This window comes from Ktedonospora formicarum, assembly GCF_016587355.1.
In the GTDB taxonomy this organism is placed as follows: domain Bacteria; phylum Chloroflexota; class Ktedonobacteria; order Ktedonobacterales; family Ktedonobacteraceae; genus Ktedonobacter; species Ktedonobacter formicarum.
This window is the reverse complement of the sequence record NZ_BNJF01000001.1, coordinates 2581560-2602179: the sequence shown is the minus strand read 5'-3', so window position 1 is coordinate 2602179 and position 20620 is coordinate 2581560. Positions and strand designations below refer to the sequence as shown.

The 20620-nt window shown below is 49.4% G+C and carries 17 protein-coding genes; 14 read left to right on the top strand and 3 right to left on the bottom strand.

Annotated elements, in window-relative coordinates; translation table 11 throughout:
• Positions 1-48: 48 nt before the first annotated feature.
• The 3 genes from K3T82_RS11190 (at position 49) to K3T82_RS11180 (ending at position 2852) form a co-directional block, all read left to right on the top strand.
• A complete protein-coding gene (locus K3T82_RS11190) occupies positions 49-450 on the top strand; it encodes a response regulator (RefSeq protein WP_220193548.1) in 402 nt (133 codons plus the stop codon).
• Positions 451-960: 510 nt separating this feature from the next.
• The gene (locus tag K3T82_RS11185; protein ID WP_220193547.1) at positions 961-1647 is read left to right on the top strand and encodes a hypothetical protein; all 687 of its coding nucleotides are present in this window, start codon (positions 961-963) and stop codon (positions 1645-1647) included.
• A gap of 254 nt (positions 1648-1901) precedes the next feature.
• Positions 1902-2852, top strand: coding sequence for a metallophosphoesterase family protein (locus K3T82_RS11180; RefSeq protein WP_220193546.1), 951 nt, complete (start codon positions 1902-1904; stop codon positions 2850-2852).
• 978 nt (positions 2853-3830) lie between these two features.
• Here the strand turns inward: K3T82_RS11180 and K3T82_RS11175 are convergent.
• On the bottom strand, positions 3831-4499 hold the full coding sequence (locus tag K3T82_RS11175) for a transaldolase family protein (protein ID WP_220193545.1): 669 nt from the start codon (positions 4497-4499) through the stop codon (positions 3831-3833).
• Positions 4500-4504: 5 nt separating this feature from the next.
• Here K3T82_RS11175 and K3T82_RS11170 point away from each other — a divergent pair, with 5 nt between their 5' ends.
• From K3T82_RS11170 to K3T82_RS11140, 7 genes are all read left to right on the top strand, one after another.
• Entirely contained in the window at positions 4505-5533 is a 1029-nt protein-coding gene (locus K3T82_RS11170; RefSeq protein WP_220193544.1) for a methyltransferase, read from the top strand.
• A gap of 94 nt (positions 5534-5627) precedes the next feature.
• Positions 5628-6584 (top strand): alpha/beta fold hydrolase, encoded by a 957-nt coding sequence (locus tag K3T82_RS11165; protein ID WP_220193543.1) that lies wholly within the window; start codon positions 5628-5630, stop codon positions 6582-6584.
• A 128-nt stretch (positions 6585-6712) separates the two neighbouring features.
• A complete protein-coding gene (locus tag K3T82_RS11160) occupies positions 6713-8332 on the top strand; it encodes an amidohydrolase (RefSeq protein WP_220193542.1) in 1620 nt (539 codons plus the stop codon).
• A gap of 258 nt (positions 8333-8590) precedes the next feature.
• Positions 8591-9337, top strand: coding sequence for a COG3942 and LysM peptidoglycan-binding domain-containing protein (locus K3T82_RS11155; RefSeq protein ID WP_220193541.1), 747 nt, complete (start codon positions 8591-8593; stop codon positions 9335-9337).
• A 429-nt stretch (positions 9338-9766) separates the two neighbouring features.
• Positions 9767-12442: a GAF domain-containing sensor histidine kinase gene (locus tag K3T82_RS11150; RefSeq protein WP_220193540.1), complete on the top strand. Its 2676-nt coding sequence runs from the start codon at positions 9767-9769 to the stop codon at positions 12440-12442.
• A 1-nt stretch (position 12443) separates the two neighbouring features.
• On the top strand, positions 12444-12824 hold the full coding sequence (locus K3T82_RS11145; RefSeq protein ID WP_220193539.1) for a response regulator: 381 nt from the start codon (positions 12444-12446) through the stop codon (positions 12822-12824).
• A gap of 21 nt (positions 12825-12845) precedes the next feature.
• A complete protein-coding gene (locus K3T82_RS11140; RefSeq protein WP_220193538.1) occupies positions 12846-14573 on the top strand; it encodes a hypothetical protein in 1728 nt (575 codons plus the stop codon).
• Here the strand turns inward: K3T82_RS11140 and K3T82_RS11135 are convergent.
• Together K3T82_RS11135 and K3T82_RS11130 are read right to left on the bottom strand one after the other, a co-directional pair.
• A complete protein-coding gene (locus K3T82_RS11135; protein WP_220193537.1) occupies positions 14570-16057 on the bottom strand; it encodes an acyltransferase family protein in 1488 nt (495 codons plus the stop codon). The genes K3T82_RS11140 and K3T82_RS11135 overlap by 4 nt on opposite strands.
• A gap of 157 nt (positions 16058-16214) precedes the next feature.
• Entirely contained in the window at positions 16215-18098 is a 1884-nt protein-coding gene (locus K3T82_RS11130; RefSeq protein WP_220193536.1) for a MutS-related protein, read from the bottom strand.
• 238 nt (positions 18099-18336) lie between these two features.
• Between K3T82_RS11130 and K3T82_RS11125 the strand changes: the two genes are divergently transcribed.
• The 4 genes from K3T82_RS11125 to K3T82_RS47620 all read left to right on the top strand — a co-directional run bounded on the left by K3T82_RS11125 (position 18337) and on the right by K3T82_RS47620 (position 20620).
• The gene (locus K3T82_RS11125) at positions 18337-18630 is read left to right on the top strand and encodes a hypothetical protein (RefSeq protein ID WP_220193535.1); all 294 of its coding nucleotides are present in this window, start codon (positions 18337-18339) and stop codon (positions 18628-18630) included.
• 953 nt (positions 18631-19583) lie between these two features.
• Positions 19584-19754, top strand: a complete 171-nt coding sequence (locus tag K3T82_RS47630) for a hypothetical protein (RefSeq protein WP_236031106.1) — start codon at positions 19584-19586, stop codon at positions 19752-19754.
• A 200-nt stretch (positions 19755-19954) separates the two neighbouring features.
• Positions 19955-20455 (top strand): hypothetical protein, encoded by a 501-nt coding sequence (locus K3T82_RS47625; RefSeq protein ID WP_236031104.1) that lies wholly within the window; start codon positions 19955-19957, stop codon positions 20453-20455.
• Between the two features lie 21 nt (positions 20456-20476).
• The gene (locus tag K3T82_RS47620) at positions 20477-20620 is read left to right on the top strand and encodes a hypothetical protein (RefSeq protein ID WP_236031102.1); all 144 of its coding nucleotides are present in this window, start codon (positions 20477-20479) and stop codon (positions 20618-20620) included.

Sequence of the window (20620 nt, the reverse complement as noted above, 5' to 3'; positions counted from 1 at the left end):
AAGGTTTACGTACAAACAGGGGTATAGAGTTCAAGAGGAAGTCAATACATGAGTAAACTCGTGATGATAATTGATGACTCTCCTACGGTACGGAAGATTGTCGAAATAAGTTTGCGGCGCGAAGGTTTTACCGTTGCCTCGTTTGCTGATGGCGTTGAGGCATTGCGGTCAGTAACGAGCAGACAACTGGAGCGTATTCCTGATCTAGTCATTCTAGACATTGATTTACCTAAGATGAATGGCTACGAGATTGCGCGTTACTTGCGTTCAAAGCCAGCCTGGAGCGATACGCCTATTATTATGCTTTCTCGTCATAATGGCGTTGTAGATCGCCTGAAGGCGCGGCTGGCGGGGGTACAAACATATCTCTCTAAACCTTTTACGACTCAGACTGTACGGGATGCTGTGAATTCCTGCTTAAAGCTCGCACAAGAGGTGCAAGCTGTGTAAGCGCTATAGCAGCATATTACGGTAGCGGCAAGATTACTTCGATCCCGCCTCGCAACACCCAGGGCAAGCCGAGGATATATCCTCGGCTTGCCTATCCCTATTTTAGGCACTATAGGTGTCTTTGTGTACCTTTCTATGTTGATATGTATCTTTACGCTCGACTCGTGTGCGTTCTTCCTGGTGCGATTAGCTTTCTCTGATTGTGGGATTGCTAGTCGCCCCAGGAAGCATGTTGTGGATTCGCGCCTCTATGAGTGGTTATTCTTTCTGCTGTTCTAGAGCTGTGTTTTCCAATTCATGCGTGTGGGCGACGTATAGATGGGGTTCTGGCTACTGGTTTTACTCTACTCTCCGTTTGCTTTCTAGCTCCTCCCCTCAAACTCTATAGTATTTTATTGCTATAAAGACACGTTGATACCCATATCACTTGACTGGAGCATATCTTCTGGTATACTTGAAGAAATTATGTTCTATAAAAATATGCATAGAAAGGAGGAAGAGTCATTGGATATGATACAGACACGAAGGGAACCACGTCCTATTATGTATGACAACGCTGATGACGAAGACATTGTTTATGAGACACGTTCACGGACGAGCACGCGGAGGTATCGCTCCAATCAAGGAACACGTGAGCGGAATACGCGTGATGATGTAATGATTGATCGCCAGGCTGTGCCTCAGCGCAGACGTTCAGGTCAGACGCGCGAAATGCCAGCCCTTGAGGCTCCTGTGCGAGAGTCGCGGAGATTGTCGCAGGAGAAGAAAGCCAAAAAGGGTGTGCCTGCCATGCTTGTCATGGGTATTGGGATGGCTTGTACCGTAGGCATGCTCGTTGGCCTAAGCTCACTTTCTTCATGGTGGCATGTCTATCAGGACGATTTACGCTATGGTCGCCCGAGAACAGATCAATTTAATGCCGTTGTTGGTCATGGGGATAGCGCCTCGAATGAGACTCATTTCGTTATTATCAATTTAAATCGTCACATTCAAATTATTGAAGTACCTGGCGGTGATCCCTCGAAAGTTCGCATGTTTAACGGTCCAACTCTTGTGGGCGATGGGCAAGATCTCACACCTGCCTGGGGCGAAACAAAGGACGCGAATGGCGATGGCAAGATTGATCTTGTGGTGCATGTGCTAGATCAACAAGTGATTTATCTCAATGATGGGTCTACCTTCAAGTTACAGCACTAATGCCTCTTCCAAACCTGACACCCCCCTTTCGGGATGCCAGGTTTTTTCAGGCGAGAGAGAGATGTATCGTTATACTTGTTTATATGTTATAGATTTTAAAAATGTTATTTTATATGCCAGTGCTTATATAGGTTTCTAATCTGCTCAAGGGTATGAATTGGGAGCAGGCTGATAACCAGCCCTCTCCCAATTCATACCCTGTCTCTTTTGGGCTACAATAGAGGTGAAAACTGTTTGCCAGCAGGAGGTTATGGATGAACAATGTAAGTAACGAAACGCAGCCTGCCTCTCTCTATTTCTGGGGCGTTGGGGATATGCATTATCGTGCTCTACCCGCGTGGCGAGAGTTACATACTCCACGCTTGCAATATATGTATGATGACCTTCGCTTACTCTGGGAGGAGAAGCGACCCGCTTTTTGTGTATCGCCAGGTGATATTGTAGATACCTGTGCGCTGGAAAATCATCAATTTGCCCGGCAACAAATTGAAGCGGAGCTCTTCGGTGTGCCTTTTTATCCAGGAGTTGGCAATCATGAGTATTATGGGCCAGATGGCGAGGATCTGGCAACAATGATGCAGACATTTGAGATGGTCTGGCAGCGTCCACAGAGGTATGCATGGTTAGTTGGTGGGGTGATCTGTGTGATGTTGGATTATCCTAATCCACACCTCACGCCAGATCCCACATATATAAGTATCTCTGGTGAAACACTAGCTTTCCTAACGGAGACCCTGGAAGCGCATCGTCATTGTCCTGCAGTGGTCTTTCTGCACTCTCCTCTACGAAATACTGTGCTATATCGTAGTTCATCCACAGGCAAGGTTCGTGACTACAATTCCACACAGAATTTTTTCTCTCCAGAGAACTCGCAAGAGGTGCGAGATATTCTGGCTTGTCATGAGAGAGATATACTCTTTATTAGTGGTCATGTCCATGCTGGCTGGGGCGCTCCTGATATCGTAAAGACAGAGAAATCTGCAGCCAAAGCGATTACCTATGTCAACCTTATGTCACCCTGGTATACAGGTAATCATGGGGCGACTCGCTTTGATCAAGACCAGCAGACATTTGTGTATACTCCTGATGATCCTAATTTGATAGTGAGTTTCTCTTTTCAGTTGGAGTCTGGTGAGGTCCATATTCAAGCACGTGAGCATAATTCGCGCCGCTGGCTCAAGGACTGGCGTTTCACATTCGCTTGAGGAGCCTGTGTTCTATGCGTATCAATCGTATAATCAAAGCTATCCCTCGTCATCTTCCCAGATCCAATTGGTTTTGACCACCAGAAGGATGTCTGAGTTAATGATAAAAAGAAACCTGTGAGATTGCTCTCACAGGTTTCTTGTCTTCCCCACCCCACTTTTCCATCCCCAATGGTTTTTATCATAGAGAATGGTTACCGCCTACAAATGAAACCACCCTTCTACCTGACCACCACTTGATGCAGCCACCCTCTCGAGACCACTTGCTTCCCCTCCACTTTGGAGCTTGGTCACTGCCACTCACCAGCTATGACGCCCCACTATACGCGCTTCCCTGCCACCCACCATCCTGCTATACTCTCCTCCTCACCACTTGACAGCTCTACCTAGATCATTAAATACGCATATAGCACGACGCTTCGCCTGGATTCCTCGTCTGTTTTCCACCACCTGGACCCAGTTCCGCGCCGCCTCCTGGTCTCACCACTCCCCACCTAAAGTCATCATTCCACTCAACCCATTCGCCACCGCCACCTATTACATCGCTTCATGCCTATGTTTAACGTGGTTCAGGCTGCCTACATTGAGCGTACGAGTTGCCCAATGCCCTTTTGCTAATCGCCTCTTTCACGCTTTTACCTGCTTGCCATCATTGCTGCGTGCCCCACACTACTTGCTAATTATCTTCCCTCCACGCTACTTTGATACAAGCTCACCACTTTCCCCTACCACATTGTCCACAATTTCACTTCCCAATACACAACAGGGCTGTAACCTCTTCCTCACCAGGCCTGCCCCTTTACCCTTCCACTACCCACTGTCACTGGAGCAGGCCTTTACCCTTCCCCAACATGTACCAGAGGTTTATCTTTCTGTTACGCACATACTATAACATGTTGTGATGACGAAGCAATGAATTGATAAATGTGTATGATGAAAATTAGTTCATAGTTTTTGCAAAAGCGTTGGAAGAGGAAATTACAGTTTATTCATCTTACGCCAATCCTGGGAAAAACGCTCAACGGCGGCCTCGCTTTCAGGGTCTGTCACCATTTCATAAAGTACATCTGGCGCGACTGTTAAGTCGTGTGCACCAGCCAGCAGAGCGTTAGCAGCCTCTATAGGCGTTTTGATGCTGGCCGCGAGGATGCGAGGTGCAAGATGTTGTTGCGCAAACAACTGTGCCATACAATGGATTCGTTGGCTGGCGTCAACTCCTGCACGCGACAGACGGTTATAGTATGGAATGATGTAGTCGACAGGTACCATGGCTGCGCTATATGCCTGTGCCAGTGAGGTCACAGCAGTAAACGAGAGGCGATACTCCTGTTGCTTGATCTGCCGAGCCACGCGTATACCAGTAACGGTCAGTGGAATTTTCGGAACAACGCGTTGGGGATTCACGTTGATATATGCGAGCGCTTCGTTGTACATCTCCTCCGCCTGAGTAGCTCCCGGTTGGATGAAGATGGTTCCTTCTGGCAGATGATGAAGCAATTCGTTTAGTAGCGCGCGTGGAGAGAGCTTCTGACCACGTTGGGATGCGTTCAACATGAGCGTTGGATTCGTGGTAACTCCCGAGACTGGTATGATCTGTGCCACAGCTATGATATCATCGAGATATGCACTATCAACATAAAGGGCCATAGCTTATGAAACTCCAATCTTCTTTACTTGATGCGACCGTTCACATTTCCGAGCCAGAGCGTGTGCTGGTACTAAACTCAGCTCCCGACCCTTGCGTGCGGCATCTGATGGAACGCCGCTCTTCTTCTTCGATTGCCAGTGGTAAGGTCATTCTTGCCGAAGATTCTGTTGCTAGCGCCAACACGCTGCTACATATTGCGCCAGAGCGCGTGCAGCATGTGGCCTTCCATGATTATACTTTACATTACGTTGAGGGAGAGTTTGACGTTGCGCTTATGAATCTGCTCTACCAGCCATCTAACGCCTGGATGACTTATGGTGTAGACCTTGCTGCCGGGGCGTTGCGCGAAGGTGGGGTGCTCTATGTGGCTGGGGCTAAGGAGCGTGGCATTCTAACCATTGGTAAGTATATACAGACCACTTTGGGCAATTGTGAAACGTTGGAGATTAGTAAAGGGCAGCGTGTGCTCAGTGCCGTCAAATCGCGCGATCTGGAGCCTCGAACAAAGTTCGAGCCTCTCAAATCCTTCGCGGAGAACAAATTGGATGCGGGAACACGCCTCCTGCTGGGCGCATTAGAGGTTCGTTCCACCGACAAGGCTTTGGATCTAGGGTGCGGGGCCGGTTTTATTGGACTGCATATCGCACGTCTTGCTTATGAAGGTCATGTGACGATGCTAGATGTGAGTTTGGCGGCGGTAGCCGCTTCCCAGCAAGCTAGTGCCGAGCAAGGATTCACTAACGTACGTGTCCTGCCTAGTGATGGTGCGCGTGCTATACTTTCAGAGCGCTTTGATCTTGTTGTGACTAACCCCCCCTTCCATCAAGGAGGTGTCCAAACTACTGAAGTTGCTGAGCGCTTTATTCATGAGGCTGCACATATTCTACAGCCGAAGGGACGCTTTTACCTGGTGGCGAACCGTTTTCTGAAATACGAACCTGTTTTGCGAGCATGTTTTCAAAGAGTTGAAGAGGTTGCGGGAGATTCCAAGTTTAAGGTGCTTCGCGCGACACATCCCTCTCGTAATGCCTAAATGTAACTCCCATAATGGGGTACAATACAATATAGCTCCCATCCTTGGGATAGTGAGTGCTTGTTTTTCTAGAGAAGATCTGAGTGAGGAAGAGATGATCAAGCCGCGCAGTTCTTTTGTTGACACCGATATTATTCGTCTGCACTATCTGGAATGGGATCCGGCGCAACTTGCGAGAATGCGGCCCGACGCTGGCGAGGAGCAGGAGCAGGATTGGGATAGCGACAATATTCCTCTAGTTATGTTGCATGGCCTGGGTGCTACTGCCGATACCTGGCTTCTACTAGCCGAGGAACTGTGTACACAACATCAGCAGCATCCAGTTATTGCCTTTGACTTGCGAGGGCATGGCTTGAGCGAGCAACCTGAGGCAGGATATGATCTGATGAATATTGCCGAAGATGTGGTACATGGTATGGCGGTCCTAGGTTTGGGTCAGGTTGCGCTGGTTGGTCATGGCTGGGGTGCGCGTGTGGCTCTGGTGCTTGCCGCTCGTCATCCCGCGCTAATAAGTCACTTGATTTTGATAGATTGCCCGCATGTTGAGCCGAGATACTGGCCCGATATGACTCGGGAAAGTTTTATCCGTGGTCGATTTGATGAGAGTCGTACTATGCCATGGCCGGATTTTGTACATGAGATGCGTGCCGAAATGGAGGGTTTCTGGACCCCGGATGTGGAGGCTATTGTTCGCACTTATGTCTATGAGCACGAAAATGGTTATGTGGAAGAGCGCCTTGGTCCTCAACAGCAGCAACAAATTAGAGCTTCTCTCTGGGAAGATCGTGCTCTCAGTTACTATGGTAAGCTGACATGCCCTGTTTTGCTCGTGCCTGCTGCTGCCCAACCAATGCCAGGTGAAGAGCCCCCCGAGCGATTGGAGATGGCAACTGAGTTCGCGGCTGCTAAGGGCTATATGGCGGCCCAGGTGGCGCGTGCTATCACACGTTGCTCTGTCTTATGGATGCCTGATACCACCCACTATATCCAGTTGCAACGCCCCGACGTGCTGGCACGCTCAATCATCGATTTTGTTGTTGACCTCTCATAAAGCGCCGCCCGCACACATATAGAGCATGAGGGATATAGTGCCCCTGTGTCTTCTTTCCCGCCGCGTAGATTGCAATCTGCGCGGACAAAGTTTAATAGCTCAGCACAACATAGAAAGCAAGCAAACCCATGGCAAGAATCATCTATCTCAACGGAAACATATATACTATGGACGTTGCCCAGCCGCGAGCCCAGGCAATGGCTATTGATCTGGTAAGTGGTCGCATTCTCGCCATTGGCAGCGATGATGAGGTGCGTCGTTTGGCAGATGCCCACAGCGAAAAGGTTGATCTGCGTGGTCAAACAGTTTTGCCTGGCTTCATTGATGCTCACATACACCTGATGAGTGCTGCCTATCGCGCTCATCATATCGACGCTGAGTTCTGTACTACAGAGGATGAGGTAGCCGAACTGGTACGCCAGCGCGCGCAACAAACTCCGCCTGGACGCTGGATTCAAGGCGGACGCTGGGACAAAAATACCTGGGCTGGTTCAGGTGCAGGTCGATTTCCAACAAAAGTTTCTCTTGATGCTGCTGCGCCTCATCACCCCGTCGTGCTTTGGAGCAAGGATGGTCATCTTCTCTGGGTCAACTCGCTTGCCTTGCAGCGAGCAGGAATTAGTGCTGAGACGCCAGAGCCCGAAACGGGAGCTATCTTACGAGATGGCTCAGGCGAGCCAACAGGTATCTTGCAAGAAGAAGGTGCGACTGAACTGGTCTATCGTGTCATTGAGCAGTCTGATCCTGAATTGGATCGTGTGCTCATTGAACGTGCTCTGGAACAGTTGCGCAGCTATGGCATTACCACTATTCATGATATTGAGGGTGAGAATGTCTTGCACCTCTTTCAGCAGTTACGCGCGGAGAAGCAACTTAATGTGCGTGTGCAGATGATCCTACCACGTCAGATGTTACCTCAGTTGCGAGCATCCGGTATTGGCATCGAGAAGAGCGAGTTGATAGGTGTTAGTGGTATCAAGATCTTCGCGGATGGCACCCTTGGCTCACAGACTGCTGCTATGCTGGAAGGTTTTGAAGGGAATCGTGATAACCGGGGCATTCTCTCCATCCCAGAGCAAGAGATGCAGGATGTTGTGCGTGATGCGACCGAACTTGGTTTGGCGGTCGCTATTCACGCTATTGGTGACCGGGCCGCACGTGTCGCGCTTAACTCTATTGAGTATGCCCAACAATGGGCGCAACGCGAGGGCCTCGCCCGGCAGGCGTCAGCGCTGCGCTATCGCCTGGAGCATGTACAACTCATTGCTCCTGAAGATCTGGAACGTATGAAGCGCCTGGGCGTTGTGGCCTCGATTCAACCCTATCATGCTGTATCAGACCGCGATATTGCCGTCCGTTATTGGGGCAAGCGTCATAAGCGTGCCTATGCCTATCGCACCATGCGCGAAATGGGTATACCTATTGCTCTTGGTTCAGATGCCCCTGTTGAAACATTTGACCCTCTCAATATTCTCTATGCTGCGACCGTAAGAAGCGACCCCTATAGTAAACGACCGTCATGGATACCTGATCAGGCACTTGACATACGTGATGCGCTCTGGGGATATACTCTGGGTGCGGCTTATGCTGCGGGCGAGGAAAATGACAAAGGATCTTTGACAAAAGGGAAGTTAGGCGATGCCATTGTCTTACGCGAGGATATCCTCATGACACCACAACAAAAAATGGCTGAGAATGGCGTTGCCGCCACGATTCTAGGGGGTCGAGTCGTTTCAGGCCGCGTGTAGAGCCAGGTTAAGGTGGTGAAATCCATATAGCCTTTTTGGTCTATGCTTCTCCATGTTTCAAGCTGTTTCAATATATACATATGCTAATATACACATCAATGAACAGCACATTGACTGTAGGCACTATTTGGTGTCCGTGGACCACCTGGTCCATGTAGTGGCAATGTAGTTACCACTTATCGAAAACCTGAACGCGTGAGCGCTAGCCATGCTAGAGGTATTGTTTTCGCATAAGAGGTTATATGGAGGCAAACGTACATGCAGAAGTATTACCAGAAGGCTTGGCAATACTGTAAACAGCACCGGACAACAAGTATTGTAGCTGGACATGTTGTCGTCCTGACCGTACTTGCACTAGCGCTGCTTACAACGAGCTTTGGTGGCTCAATGTTTAGCGCGTTCGCCGCGTCCAGTTGTGGGCCGAATGATAAGACTTATGTAGTGAAGTCCGGTGATACGCTCAGTCAGATCGCTGGTCAGGCTGGAACGACGTACAGTAAACTGGCTGATTATAATAAGTTGTCCGACCCGAACGTAATTTATATTGACCAACATATTTGCATTCCAGGCAATGGCGCCTCTTCCAATGGTGACAACTCTAATTCTGGAAGCACGACCAACACAGGCACCATAGGTTATACAGCACCTGTCGTCAAAGGTACCGGCAATTATTTTGCCTTCCCACAATGCACATGGTGGGCCAATAAGCGTTATCATGAGCTACATGGTGTTTATGTTCCCTGGACGACGAACTCCAATGCCTATCAGTGGGTTGATCGCGCACACGATAATGGCTGGCGTGTCTCATACACTCCAGTGCAGGGTGCGGTAATTGTTCTTCAACCTTATGTGCAGGGCGCGGGCGGTCTTGGTCACGTTGGTATCGCGGAAAAGATCAACGCCGATGGTACCGTTTCAGTGAGCAATACCAACTGGGGTGCGAACCCAACCTCGGTGACATACACAACTATTACCCCCGGTTCTGGTGTCGCATTTGTCTACTAAGTGATATCTTTCACCACGAACCCATTTTCTTTTCGGAGCAGGAGCAGGCGCTAAGCCTGCTCCTGCTCCGTCTGCACAGCGTGTTGATCGGATAAGCGGACGAACGCTGCGATATATCGCCTTTCTTTGTCTGCCATATTACTCTCTCATGCGCTCCTGCTCTCTATTTGACAACCCTATTTGGGGCTTGCTCTCATCTAAGCTCACTCTTAATAGCGAGTCTAGTAGATACAATGATGTATATGGAGGCGAGAAATAGGTATTTCTCATACGTTGGTTCCGGTAGAGTTGAATCCATGAAAACGTTATGATATGCTACGCGCAGATAGCAGTAGCGTGTAACCATGACTTTCAGTCATAAAAGAATAGCAGCCTCTAGCTAGCGCCATAGCCAGCGAACCATAGAGCGATGGAATCAAGGGAGACGTGATGGCTTCAGCCTCGATCTGGGGAAATCCGGAATTTCAAAATGATTCGACCTACTCAACGCCTTTAGTGAAAAAGCTGTTGCAGCAGATGATGACGCAGTTTGGTGCGCAAGGAGCCTGTATTGCCCTGTACGATGAGGCTAGCAATCAGATGCGCATCATATCTCATGTCCGCGTTCGCAATGCCGCCACATTCTCTTTAATGCCACCATCCGATCCAGGATTATCTAATATCCGTGTTCCTCGCCGTCGTGTAACATTAAAATTGCAACGCGACGAAGATGATAATCCTATGCGCAACGACTCCCAGATTTTAACTGAGGTTGAGGATGTACAGCCTGAGCAATGTGAGTTGTTTGCCATAGGTCAGTGCTATACACGCGATCAGGATGTCATTGGTCGGGTCTGGCAGAAGAACGAAGCCTATGTGATGACACATGAGGAGTACCTGCTGACCTTTCGCAGTCAGTTCGAGAACTCACTCCACGTTGATATTACTCCTAGCGCCTATCTCGCTGTCCCTATTCAGGAGATCTTACCACTAGAGCTTCAGACCAGGCACAGAACACCGCCAAAAGTGATTGGTGTGATTGTCCTTTACCAGCTTGAACATGCGAATGGCGCGATATTCCAACCACGCCAACGTCATGAGGCCGTTCAATATACTGAGCGTGTCGCGCTGTATTTGCAGAATGACAATTTGCAGCGCGAGCAACAGCGCACAGGCGAATACTTACAACGCCTTCAGGAGATCAGCGTTGCTTTTCCTACCAATGTCAAATTATCCGATTTAATAGAAGACGTCTATCGCTTTGTGGCGCGGCTTGTTGATGCCTCCTCGCTACAATTAACTCTCTATGATCGCGATACAGTCTGTTTGTATGATGTGTTCGCTGTGAATGATACAGAACGTGTTGATGAGCTCGCGTCCAATCCAGTTGTTGCCACGAAAGAAGGACGACCTATCTGGTGGCAGGTTGCTCAAACAGAGAAGCAGACACTACAGTTTTCGCCAGCGCGTGAGCCTGAGCAGGCAGCACGTTATGCCGAACTATTACAAGGAGCCTGGGGGGATCAGAGTGAAGCCGAATCATTCCTCTTTATGCCCATGAAGATGTTTAATCGCGTTACTGGTTCTCTAAGCCTGGCAAGCAAGCGAGCGAATGCCTACCATTTTCGCGAGGTTCAGGTCCTGGAAACTATGGTCCAGATTGTGACTGTGAGCATAGAGAATGCTAAACTCTACGAGCGTGATCGCCATCTTCTGCGTGATGCTAAGCAGCGCGAGGCTCAACTAGCTGCCATTAATAGCACATTGCAGACGATTACTTCTGTGCTTGACGTAAGTGTCTTGCTCAATAGTTTTGTTGAGAAGGTGGCTAGCCTGGTCGATGTCGAGCTCTGCGTCTTTTTCCAGCCTTCTCCTACGCGAGAAGAATTGGTTGCTGAGGCCATGTATGGTCGCCCTAGCGTTAGTCTGCTCGATGATGGTAGTGGACGACCGGCGATTGAGCCGCCTCATAATAAAGAAGAACATGAGGCACTGACACGCATGATTCGCTTGCCGTTTCAAGAGACCTTTCTTGAGCGTCAGGTGCGTGATGAGGCATTCTTCTACCTCGACGTTGAGCGCATTGAGGAGTTAGCACAACATAGCGACGAGGGAGGCGTCTTCTTTTTACATGCCATTCCCGGTCAACAACTCTTGATGATTCCGATGTTCTATCAGGAAGACTTCATAGGGTTACTCTCGGTGTCTCTCCCTAAAGGTGGAAGGTCCTTTAAACCCAAAGATGTTGGCATGTTGCTTGCGATCTGCGCGCAGGCTTCAAGCGCGATTCGCAATGCTCAACTCTTTGAAGAACGTGAAGAGGCGTATGCTGAATTGCAGCGTATGGATAAGCTTAAGGACGAATTTCTGGTGACAGCCTCACATGAACTTCGTACGCCAATGAGCGCGATAATTGGTTACTCTAGCTTGCTTAAGCGCCAAAGTTCCCGTATCGGGCCCGCAGATATCCTGCGTTTTGCGACCAAGATCAGTACCGCCGCTGAGCAGCTTCACGATCTGGTTGAAAATATGACGGAAGCCGCGAAGATGGGGGCGGTTGACAAGAATCTTGAGTTGAAGTTGGAGCCTATTCAGGTTCGTTCTGTGGTTGAGATCGCAGCGAGCACGCTTCTGTTGAGTATTGAGCAGCGCATACGCATGCGTATCGATGAGCGCCTGTGGGTACAAGCTGATGGGGTGCACATGCGTCAGGTGGTTCAGCTCTTGCTTGATAATGCCTCAAAGTATTCATCAGCGAAAAGCGAGATTGTTGTAACGGCTGAGGAGGAGACGCTTGACCGAATAGCGGAGATTTTGCCAGAAGGATCTATAGATCATATGACAATTATGGAGCAAGGAAATGCTCCTATGATTATTGTACGTGTACATGATCAGGGAGAAGGTATTCTCCTGGAAGATCAACAGCGCATCTTTGAAAAATTCGTGCGTGCGCCGCGCTCACTAACAACACCCGTACGTGGTTCGGGCCTGGGGTTGTATATTTGTCGGCGATATGTAGAGGCGATGGGAGGCAAACTGTGGCTGGAGCATAGCGCGCTTAACGAAGGTTCTGTTTTTGCTTTTTACCTACCACTAGTAGAGCCGCCAGCCGAAGCAGGAGAATAGCATGCAGTTGCACAAGCAGCCCCAGGAGATCCTGGTAGTAGACGACGACCCTATCATTCGCGATATGATGGTAGATATCCTGAGCTTTGAGAATTTCCCTATCTCTATCGCCCGTAATGGGCGAGAAGCTCTGGAAAAGATGCGCGAAGGACGCGGGTATCTGGTGTTCATGGATATGTTGATGCCCGTCATGGATGGACGTGAGGTATGTCGGGAACTATTACTTGAGCCTGATGTCCGCTCCCGTCACGTAATCGTTTTGATGTCCGCTCTGGATAATCTTGTCGAAGTTGCGCCTCTCAATGTTGACGCAACCATGCCCAAGCCCTTTTCCGTCGATGATGTCTTGCACGTTATCGAACCTTATATGCTCAATCGTTAATTTGTGTAAGAGTTGCCTTCAATGAAATATCTAAAACGTATAAAGATCGATTCCCATGAATTGATCGTCGTGGGATTGATTCTCTTTGCCTTTTTGTTACGCTTGGGCCTTATTAGTCAGGGGTGGCCCCCAACTAATAGTGACGAGGGAACAATTGGCTTGATGGGATTGCATATCGCTTTCAAAGGCGAGCATCCCACATTTTATTATGGTCAATATTACATGGGACCGCACCAGGCTGTTGTAGCGGCATTCTTTTTTCGCCTCTTTGGCCCATCGCTCTTTCTATTACGCCTAGGTCTTCTATGTATCTTTACCCTCTTCCTGATTAGCACCTATGCTCTGACGCGTATTCTCTATAGCAAGGGATGGGCTCTCGTAAGCTTGTTTATGTTGAGCGTTGGCTCTATCTACATGCTTGAACGTGAGTTGACTGCTATTGGTGGATATACAGAGACATTGCTCTTTGGCTCCCTACTTATGCTGCTGGCGAGCTGGCTTGTTGTCTCTTATCGCCCCTACCGGCTGTTTCATGAGCGTCGTTGGCGTATCGCAATTTATCTGCTCTGGGGCATTATCGCTGGAACCGCCATATGGGACGACTTATTGATCGCTCCTTTTGCTCTGATGGCTGGGCTGGTCCTTGTCATTTTTTGCTGGCGTGAAATGCTGCAACTGGTCACACCTATTGCAACCTTGATTGGTTTGCTCATTGGCGTGTTTCCTTTATTGTACTATAACCTCCATGCCGAACGTGGCAAAGACTCACTGACAACGCTACTTAAATTGAGTGGTTCTAGCCATTTGAGTACAGGTGAAAAGATAGCAGGCATAATTCGCTCCATAGGCATGAGTGTGCCTATGATGACTGGCGAACCCTTTTGTCAGGCGAATGAGTTGCATTTCCTTGGCCCTTTGACCTCCTATGATCCCGGTTGTATGCTGATTCGTCGGCTTTGGGGCTATGGATATATGCTTCTCTTTGTGGTGGCTGTTCTCCTGGCGCTTTGGGGGCTATGGCTGGCTATACGGGCTCGCTGGTCCAAGCGGCATGTCGAATTGACGCAGGCGGAGCAGGAAACACAGCGCTGGCTACGTCGGCAAGGAATACATCTGGCGTTGCTCATTAGCGGTATTCTGACGTTCTATATCTATGCTGTGAGCAAAGCGCCATTAGATTGGCCTGCTATCCATGCTCGCTATCTGATAGGGCTGCTTATCGTTATGCCTGCTATCTTCTGGCCGCTCTGGCAGGGACTTACTCTCGTCAGATCGAGTGTAGGTAAAGTTGCTCAACTAAGGCGTATTGTTTGTGGTTCGCTGCTCGCATTGGTGAGTATTCTTCTGGTCGTGGGATCAATTACCGCGTATGCGGATGTGCCAGAGGTACGTGCTCGCAATGAGCATGATCAGGCGTTAATTTCTACTCTGGTCGAGCACAATGCTCTGCATATCTATAGTGAGTATTGGACCTGCAACAAGCTTATATTCCTTAGCAATGAACGTATCATTTGTGCCGTTCTCAGTCCAAAGCTCAGAGATACTCACAATCGTTATCATAGCTACTACGATATTGTGAAGGCTGATCCCCAAGCAGTCTATGCTTTTCCTATCGATAGCGAGTACGTAGCCCGAACCTCAGATGGGAAAGGTTATCGTGTGCCAGCAGTCGATGCGCTCGCACACGATAAACATCTTACCTTTCAGATCCTCTATGCCGCTGGTTATGTGCTCTATCTGCCAGGCTAGATGCCTGCTTCCGATTTGGCCGATTCCTGAGGAGCCTCTTGCGTCTTCGTAAGCGGCTCCTCGGCAGGAGAGGCCACTTGTTTTGGTCGCGATCGCGTCAGGCGTGCTCCGATTTGGATAAAAGGGCGCTCTATCGCTAGGTAGAGCAGGAAGACGCCGGGAAGAGTCACAACTATAAACCAGACCCAGTAAAAGCTATATAGTAACAGTGGGGGCCATGTGGGGTGTGCGATAGCAAACTCCGTGCAGACCTGAAACAGGGGCAGATGCCACATATAGAGGCCATAGGAGAGAAGTCCCAGCCAGCGCAAGGGTTGCCACTCAAAAAAACTTTTCAGGCGTGGCCCACCAAAAAGGATCGCCAGGACGAGCGCACCGTAGCCAATGCCATAGCCTAGTTCTGCGGGTATGTCAAAATAGATGTGCGGAATAACCTTCGGTCCAATGGCCGGGATCGCCTTGGCATTCGACATCGCGTATTTCCAGAGAAACCAGAGTAGGAGCCAGAGTAGGCCAGCACTAAAGAGATATGGGCTGAGGCGTTTCAGACGATCTGCCAGAGCCGAGACGCTGCCAGTTGATGCCTCTACATTCTTCTGTCCCGCGCTTGTCGTGGCGTATGTGTAGAGTGTGCTTATGAGCATTCCTTGCGCAAAATTTTCCATGAATTTGCCATGCAGCCCCGATACTGAAGCTCCAAAGCCAAAAAACATAAAAAGCGTGCTCGGCCAATAGAGTCGTGATGTAGTTGGGATAGGATGTGCATGTAAGGATGTTCCTAGCCAACGAGAAAAAACTCCCCAGGCCGCCAGCGCGAGCAGACAACCTACTATGACCTTCAGGCGTGTTCGTGCATCAGAAGAACGGCGCGAGATCATATTGACAATAACAGCGATGCCTAGTGCTATCAAAGGTAGAAGCAGGTAAAATTGCCATTCTACCGCGAGAGTCCAGAAGGGACCGTTGACTTCCTTGTAGGTAGTTGCCGAGGAATCCATAAAGAGTGTGAGAAATGCTAGCCAGTCGGGCCAGCGATCAAGCTGTAGGAATTGAGGTGCATATACGAATACCATGATTATAAATGAGACATAGTATACAGGCAAGATCCGGAAAATTCGCCGTAAGTAGAAGCGCCGCCACCCAGGCAGAGGCTTCTGATAGAGTATTGAACTGGCATATGGCAGGAAGAGCAAAAAGCCGGAGAGTATAAAGAAGAGATTAACACCTGTATCCCCCGCAAGGGCTAGAGCAGAGAAGAGAGGAAAGGTTTTCAAGGGAGCCCATAGCGGTACGCTTCTATATGTCGTAAGAGCGGTATGAAAGATAACAACCATCATGCATGCAATAGCGCGTACACCATCTAGTGCGCCAATAGTTTGCTGTTTGTGACCTGCTTTTTTTCCTTCTAGGAGGACGCTAATCGTCTCTATGCCACGTTTCCAGAAAGGAGTGCGTTGTGCTGTGAGCTGTTGTTGTCCCTGCATGGATCTTCCTTATAAAAGTAGTCGCGGAGGTAGAAGATGGCCTCCTTTATTCAAACGAGTGGCAACAAGGTTTGCAACATAATGTGCGATATATATGGTGTCGGGACTGACCATTGTTGCCTATGCCTGTGAGTAAGTGCTGCATTATCCCTATTTATTATCCCTCTTCAAGTTGGGCGAGCGTGTGTGAAGAGCCAGGCCAATTTATGGGTAAGCCCTCAATACGCATAATCTTGAGCGCGTTTGTTGTGGGGCAGGAACCACTACGCAGGCGGTAGTCAAAGCTCATCTTACCATGTATTACATGTTCGCGGAAGTGGTAGTTGCCAATTTGTGGCAGTTCCTCTTCGAGCGAGACAAGCTCCAGATCATGGGTAGAGATAGCACCTACACAACGCTGCCCTGCCAGGGCATAGATGTAGGCGTGACTGCCGATCAGGCGCTCGCGATTATTGGTTCCCTTGAAGATCTCGTCAATTAAGAAGAAAAGTGGAAGGCGTGGTTTGCTCTCAAGACGCGAAAGCAACTGGCGCAGGCGACGTACTTCCGCATAGAAGTATGAGTACCCATCAGTTACCGAATCTACAACACGAATACAGCAATATACTTCAAAGAGAGAAGTGCGTAACATCCGCGCGTTTACTGGTGCGCCAGCATACGCCAGACAAAGGTTCAGTCCCATAGTGCGTAGGAATGTGCTCTTCCCTGCCATATTAGATCCCGTAATTAGCATGACATTGCCCATAGATGCGAAGGTAACGTCATTGGTTACCTTCTCTGCATCGTCCAGCAAGGGATGTCCAAGCTCGCTGCCCTGTAGAAGTGGCTCTTCTCCTGTCTCTTCCTCACTGAGGAGCTCTGGTAATGTATATTCTGGATTGAGATAGCCAAAGTTTGCTAGTGAGCATAGTGCCTCTAATTCAAACCAGACCGCGAGCCATTGTGGCAGGTATTCAACTGCTTCCCTCTTCGAGTGAGCCAGTTGGTTCGCGATATATGCATCCCACGGGAGAAAGGCATTTAGAAAAAGTGCTCCCACCTGATCACGTGAGAAGGTTGCCATTTGAGCCAGTCGACGCAGGTGGTTGAGGAGATGTGATGGTTTGTGCTCTTTTGAGACCGTAAAGGGCTGGCAGAGTTGCTGAAGCTGAGAGCCTTCGCGATATGAGTATCGCTCCAGGAAGCCAAAAATATCACCTAACTGCTCGAAGCTCTGCCTGATAAAAACTGCGTCCTCAAAGAGTGTCAGACGGTCGCGTAAGGTGAAGAGCGACCACGACAGGCTGACAAGAGCTGAGAGGATGGGGGCGATGACTGGAAGCATGCCAAACACATAAAGGAGAAGTGTTATCAGGAGTATAGATGTCAGGACACAAGGAACTATCATTTTGTATCGTGCTGGCAGGGGAATTTCATCCTGGGCCAGCCAGAGGAGCAATTTCCGAGCGTCGAAAAGTTCCTGCATATAGCGCGTGGTATAAAGTGAGTGAAAGGCGAGTTTATTCCTGAAGCTGGTCTGTGGAATGAGCTCCTTAACCAGTGTCTGTCGTTGCTGAATGGTCTTCAAGTCGGGCTCGCGATTCAAGAGCCATTTGCGTAGATGTAACGTCCCCTCATGGGAGCAGGCTGTATTGAGCAAATGGTGGAGCGAATATTCGCCAGAGATATCCAGATCATTCTCAAAAGGGTGATCTGACTGATCTCTCTGTGGTGGAACGGGCGGAATATGCTCCCAGTCCAGGGTCGCACGTGCGACTTGTGTTTCATAGAACTGGAGCAGATGGCGATATTTAAGGACGCTATCGCTAAATGCGACTTGCTTCCGGCGACAATAGATAAAGTAAATGATAGCAGCCAGAATGCAGAGTACGCCTAAAGGGCGAAAAATCAATAATCCCCCAACACTTATAGAGAAACCCAACAACAAGGTGACAACCTGCTGGTTGGCATAATACCTCATGCGTTCATCGCGCCTTGCGGCGCGAGACTCAAGGCGTTCGATCTGTCTCTTCAGTGTGGCGAGGCGTTCCGTTTTGGTCATATTCACAATATGTCCTTGCTCAAGAAATAATAATTGGAGGATGTGAAGAAAATAAGCCAGAGACAATCCAGGCTCTCGTTAAGCATAGCATATCGAAATGCATTGCGCCCAAACACATAATGATAAGGAGGTCGGTTATGTGGCCTCACAGCTTCCTTGAAGAGGATGTTGAACCGTAGCTATAAAGGGTAGGTCCTGACTCAGGTCATTCCCATTTCAAGGAGTCGCGAAGAGGGCGATGGGATGGCCAATGATTGAAGTTCCATTAGATCATCGCATACACCAGTCACTACTAGAAGATGGCGACGTGTTCGGCCTGGGTGGATGGCGCATCACTGGCAAGTTACCAGCCCAAATCTTGCCCGTGTTTCGGGAAACGATGCGCCTAGTGACTCCCTTCCTGGGTCGTGAAGGCGTCAAGCGGGTGCATGTGTGGGGAGTGTGCTACAGAAGCTGTAAGCAAAGAGTAAGACGAAAGAAGAATGCAGAAATAAAATGGTATCAGACCAGCTCTTATACATGCACGCTGTAAGGGCTGGCCTGATACCAGAACGCAAAAGCTACATCCGCCGGCGTATAGCAATGAAAGTCAAGACAGCACTGAGAATAACCACGATAAACACGGCAAGAGCAGCGATTAACATCACAGGCGTTATAGACATAATAGGCCTTCCTCTCTCGAAGTACAGACTAGACTCATTATATCTCAATATATCGGCCCTGTAGCGCTAATTATTGTGGCTTAGAAACAAAGGGCATGAAGTAAGTGGGGCCGTGCTCTTATGAACGATGTGTTATTCGTTTGGTATGAGTTTATCAGGTTCACTTGCATAAAGCGTCGTGTGACCACAATTCATACAGGTAAGCGCTTGAGTATCAGATATGTTATCACTTTGATTGAAAATTGAAACAGAACGTTTGGGTTGCTTAAGCCAGAGAGCGCTGGAGCCGCTCATATGTATGAAAACTGAAACCCAAACACGTTCTCCCCCACATTCAGGGCATCGTGTGATCCTTGATTGTTGCATCGTAAGCTCCTCGGTTATCATTCTCTGTAATAAAACGGATCAGGCACAGAGGAGATCAAATAAAAGCACAAGCAGCTATCCTGTTTTGCTTTTGGAAAAGGATGGAAACATGTTCATGAGTTGGATCAAAGCAATCGGCTTTCTTGTCGTGTTCCTTGCCCTTCTTACTCCTGGTTTCTGGTTATTGTTCCAATGGTGAGGAACTTGGGGCGCGGTCTAGTAACATGCGCCCTTTTTTGTGCCCTGTTGTAGTTACACGTAAGGAGAGATATCCACTTGGATGAAGAACTAACTGCGGCATTCGCCAAAATGCTGCAAGCAGATGGATAGCCAGGGGTGCTGGTCTCAAATCGCCCCTGGCGCGAACTCCCAGCGGATGCCATCTCCCACCTAGTCGACGCACAAACGCCAATTTATGTGCGACATGGTCAGTTGGAGCGCATTCAATGAAAGGAGGATGCTACTCCTTTCGGTGACGGTCAAAGGCCTCATGCACGCTCCACCACCAGATGCGATGGTCAAGGATATTCTGACCCTGGGAAACTGGCCGTTTCCTCTACTCGATAGCATCATTGAATTTCCTGTGATCCGTCCAAATGGGACACTCATTACGACCCCCTGGCTATGACGAACAGGCCAGGCTCTACTACGCGCCGATTCCGTCACTGAACCTGCCTGCTGTTCCTGAGCATCCCACCGACGACGATTGATAACATCAAAGCGCGGCTCCAGTCGGCAAGCCTGGACTCAGCCCTGATCTCGCACACGGTCAAGGAACGCATTCTGGGAGAGAGCCGTAACGGTGTCTATGCCCAGTGCGCGACCTGGATGGCGACGGGAAACAATATTCAGCTCGGCGGCGACCTTCCCCGCCGCTGCTATTGGATACGCATGGATGCCAGAACTGCCAAGCCCTGGACGCGCGGCGGCTTCAAACACGACTTAGAGACGTGGATACCTGCCCATCGTGGTGAGATCATCGCTGTTCTGCTGACCCTGGTTCGTGCCTGGTATGATGCTGCAAAACCGTCTCTCAGCGAACCTATCAAAATGGGCAGCTTCCAAGCATGGGTCAATACGATTGGCGGCATTCTCGAACGCGGGTTTCCAGAAAGTTTCTTAGCCAATGCACAGGCATTGCAGGAGCAAGACGAAGACGCGCTTCAATGGTCGGCATTCCTCCACGCCTGGCACGCCCATTATCACCAGGATCATATCCTGGCATCTGTCCTTGCCAAAGACATGAAAGCCGGTTCTCTTGTTGAGGGGGGAAAGAGTACCCTGGCAGGGCTCTATAATGCCTTACCAGATGACCTGGCAGACATCTAGAAAGGTGACTTTCGGCGGCGATTGGGCAAGGTTCTTTCCTATCAGGTCGGCACTCAGTTTGATGACGGCGGTCTGCATCTGGTCAAAGGGGAGCCAGATACCAGAAGCGGCGCGGTGTACTGGTCTGTCGTCTTCCCAGAGCCTGAGGCTGTAAAAAGCGTATAG

Excerpts from the sequence above, each read along its gene's own strand:
- K3T82_RS47625 (WP_236031104.1), top strand. The coding sequence starts at position 19,955 with ATGGCGACGGGAAACAATATTCAGCTCGGCGGCGACCTTCCCCGCCGC.
- K3T82_RS11190 (WP_220193548.1), top strand. The coding sequence starts at position 49 with ATGAGTAAACTCGTGATGATAATTGATGACTCTCCTACGGTACGGAAG.
- K3T82_RS47630 (WP_236031106.1), top strand. The coding sequence starts at position 19,584 with ATGCTACTCCTTTCGGTGACGGTCAAAGGCCTCATGCACGCTCCACCA.
- K3T82_RS11160 (WP_220193542.1), top strand. The coding sequence starts at position 6,713 with ATGGCAAGAATCATCTATCTCAACGGAAACATATATACTATGGACGTT.
- K3T82_RS11125 (WP_220193535.1), top strand. The coding sequence starts at position 18,337 with ATGGGATGGCCAATGATTGAAGTTCCATTAGATCATCGCATACACCAG.
- K3T82_RS11140 (WP_220193538.1), top strand. The coding sequence starts at position 12,846 with ATGAAATATCTAAAACGTATAAAGATCGATTCCCATGAATTGATCGTC.
- K3T82_RS11155 (WP_220193541.1), top strand. The coding sequence starts at position 8,591 with ATGCAGAAGTATTACCAGAAGGCTTGGCAATACTGTAAACAGCACCGG.
- K3T82_RS11135 (WP_220193537.1), bottom strand. The coding sequence starts at position 16,057 with ATGCAGGGACAACAACAGCTCACAGCACAACGCACTCCTTTCTGGAAA.
- K3T82_RS11130 (WP_220193536.1), bottom strand. The coding sequence starts at position 18,098 with ATGACCAAAACGGAACGCCTCGCCACACTGAAGAGACAGATCGAACGC.
- K3T82_RS11185 (WP_220193547.1), top strand. The coding sequence starts at position 961 with ATGATACAGACACGAAGGGAACCACGTCCTATTATGTATGACAACGCT.
- K3T82_RS11150 (WP_220193540.1), top strand. The coding sequence starts at position 9,767 with ATGGCTTCAGCCTCGATCTGGGGAAATCCGGAATTTCAAAATGATTCG.
- K3T82_RS11145 (WP_220193539.1), top strand. The coding sequence starts at position 12,444 with ATGCAGTTGCACAAGCAGCCCCAGGAGATCCTGGTAGTAGACGACGAC.
- K3T82_RS11165 (WP_220193543.1), top strand. The coding sequence starts at position 5,628 with ATGATCAAGCCGCGCAGTTCTTTTGTTGACACCGATATTATTCGTCTG.
- K3T82_RS11170 (WP_220193544.1), top strand. The coding sequence starts at position 4,505 with ATGAAACTCCAATCTTCTTTACTTGATGCGACCGTTCACATTTCCGAG.
- K3T82_RS11175 (WP_220193545.1), bottom strand. The coding sequence starts at position 4,499 with ATGGCCCTTTATGTTGATAGTGCATATCTCGATGATATCATAGCTGTG.
- K3T82_RS11180 (WP_220193546.1), top strand. The coding sequence starts at position 1,902 with ATGAACAATGTAAGTAACGAAACGCAGCCTGCCTCTCTCTATTTCTGG.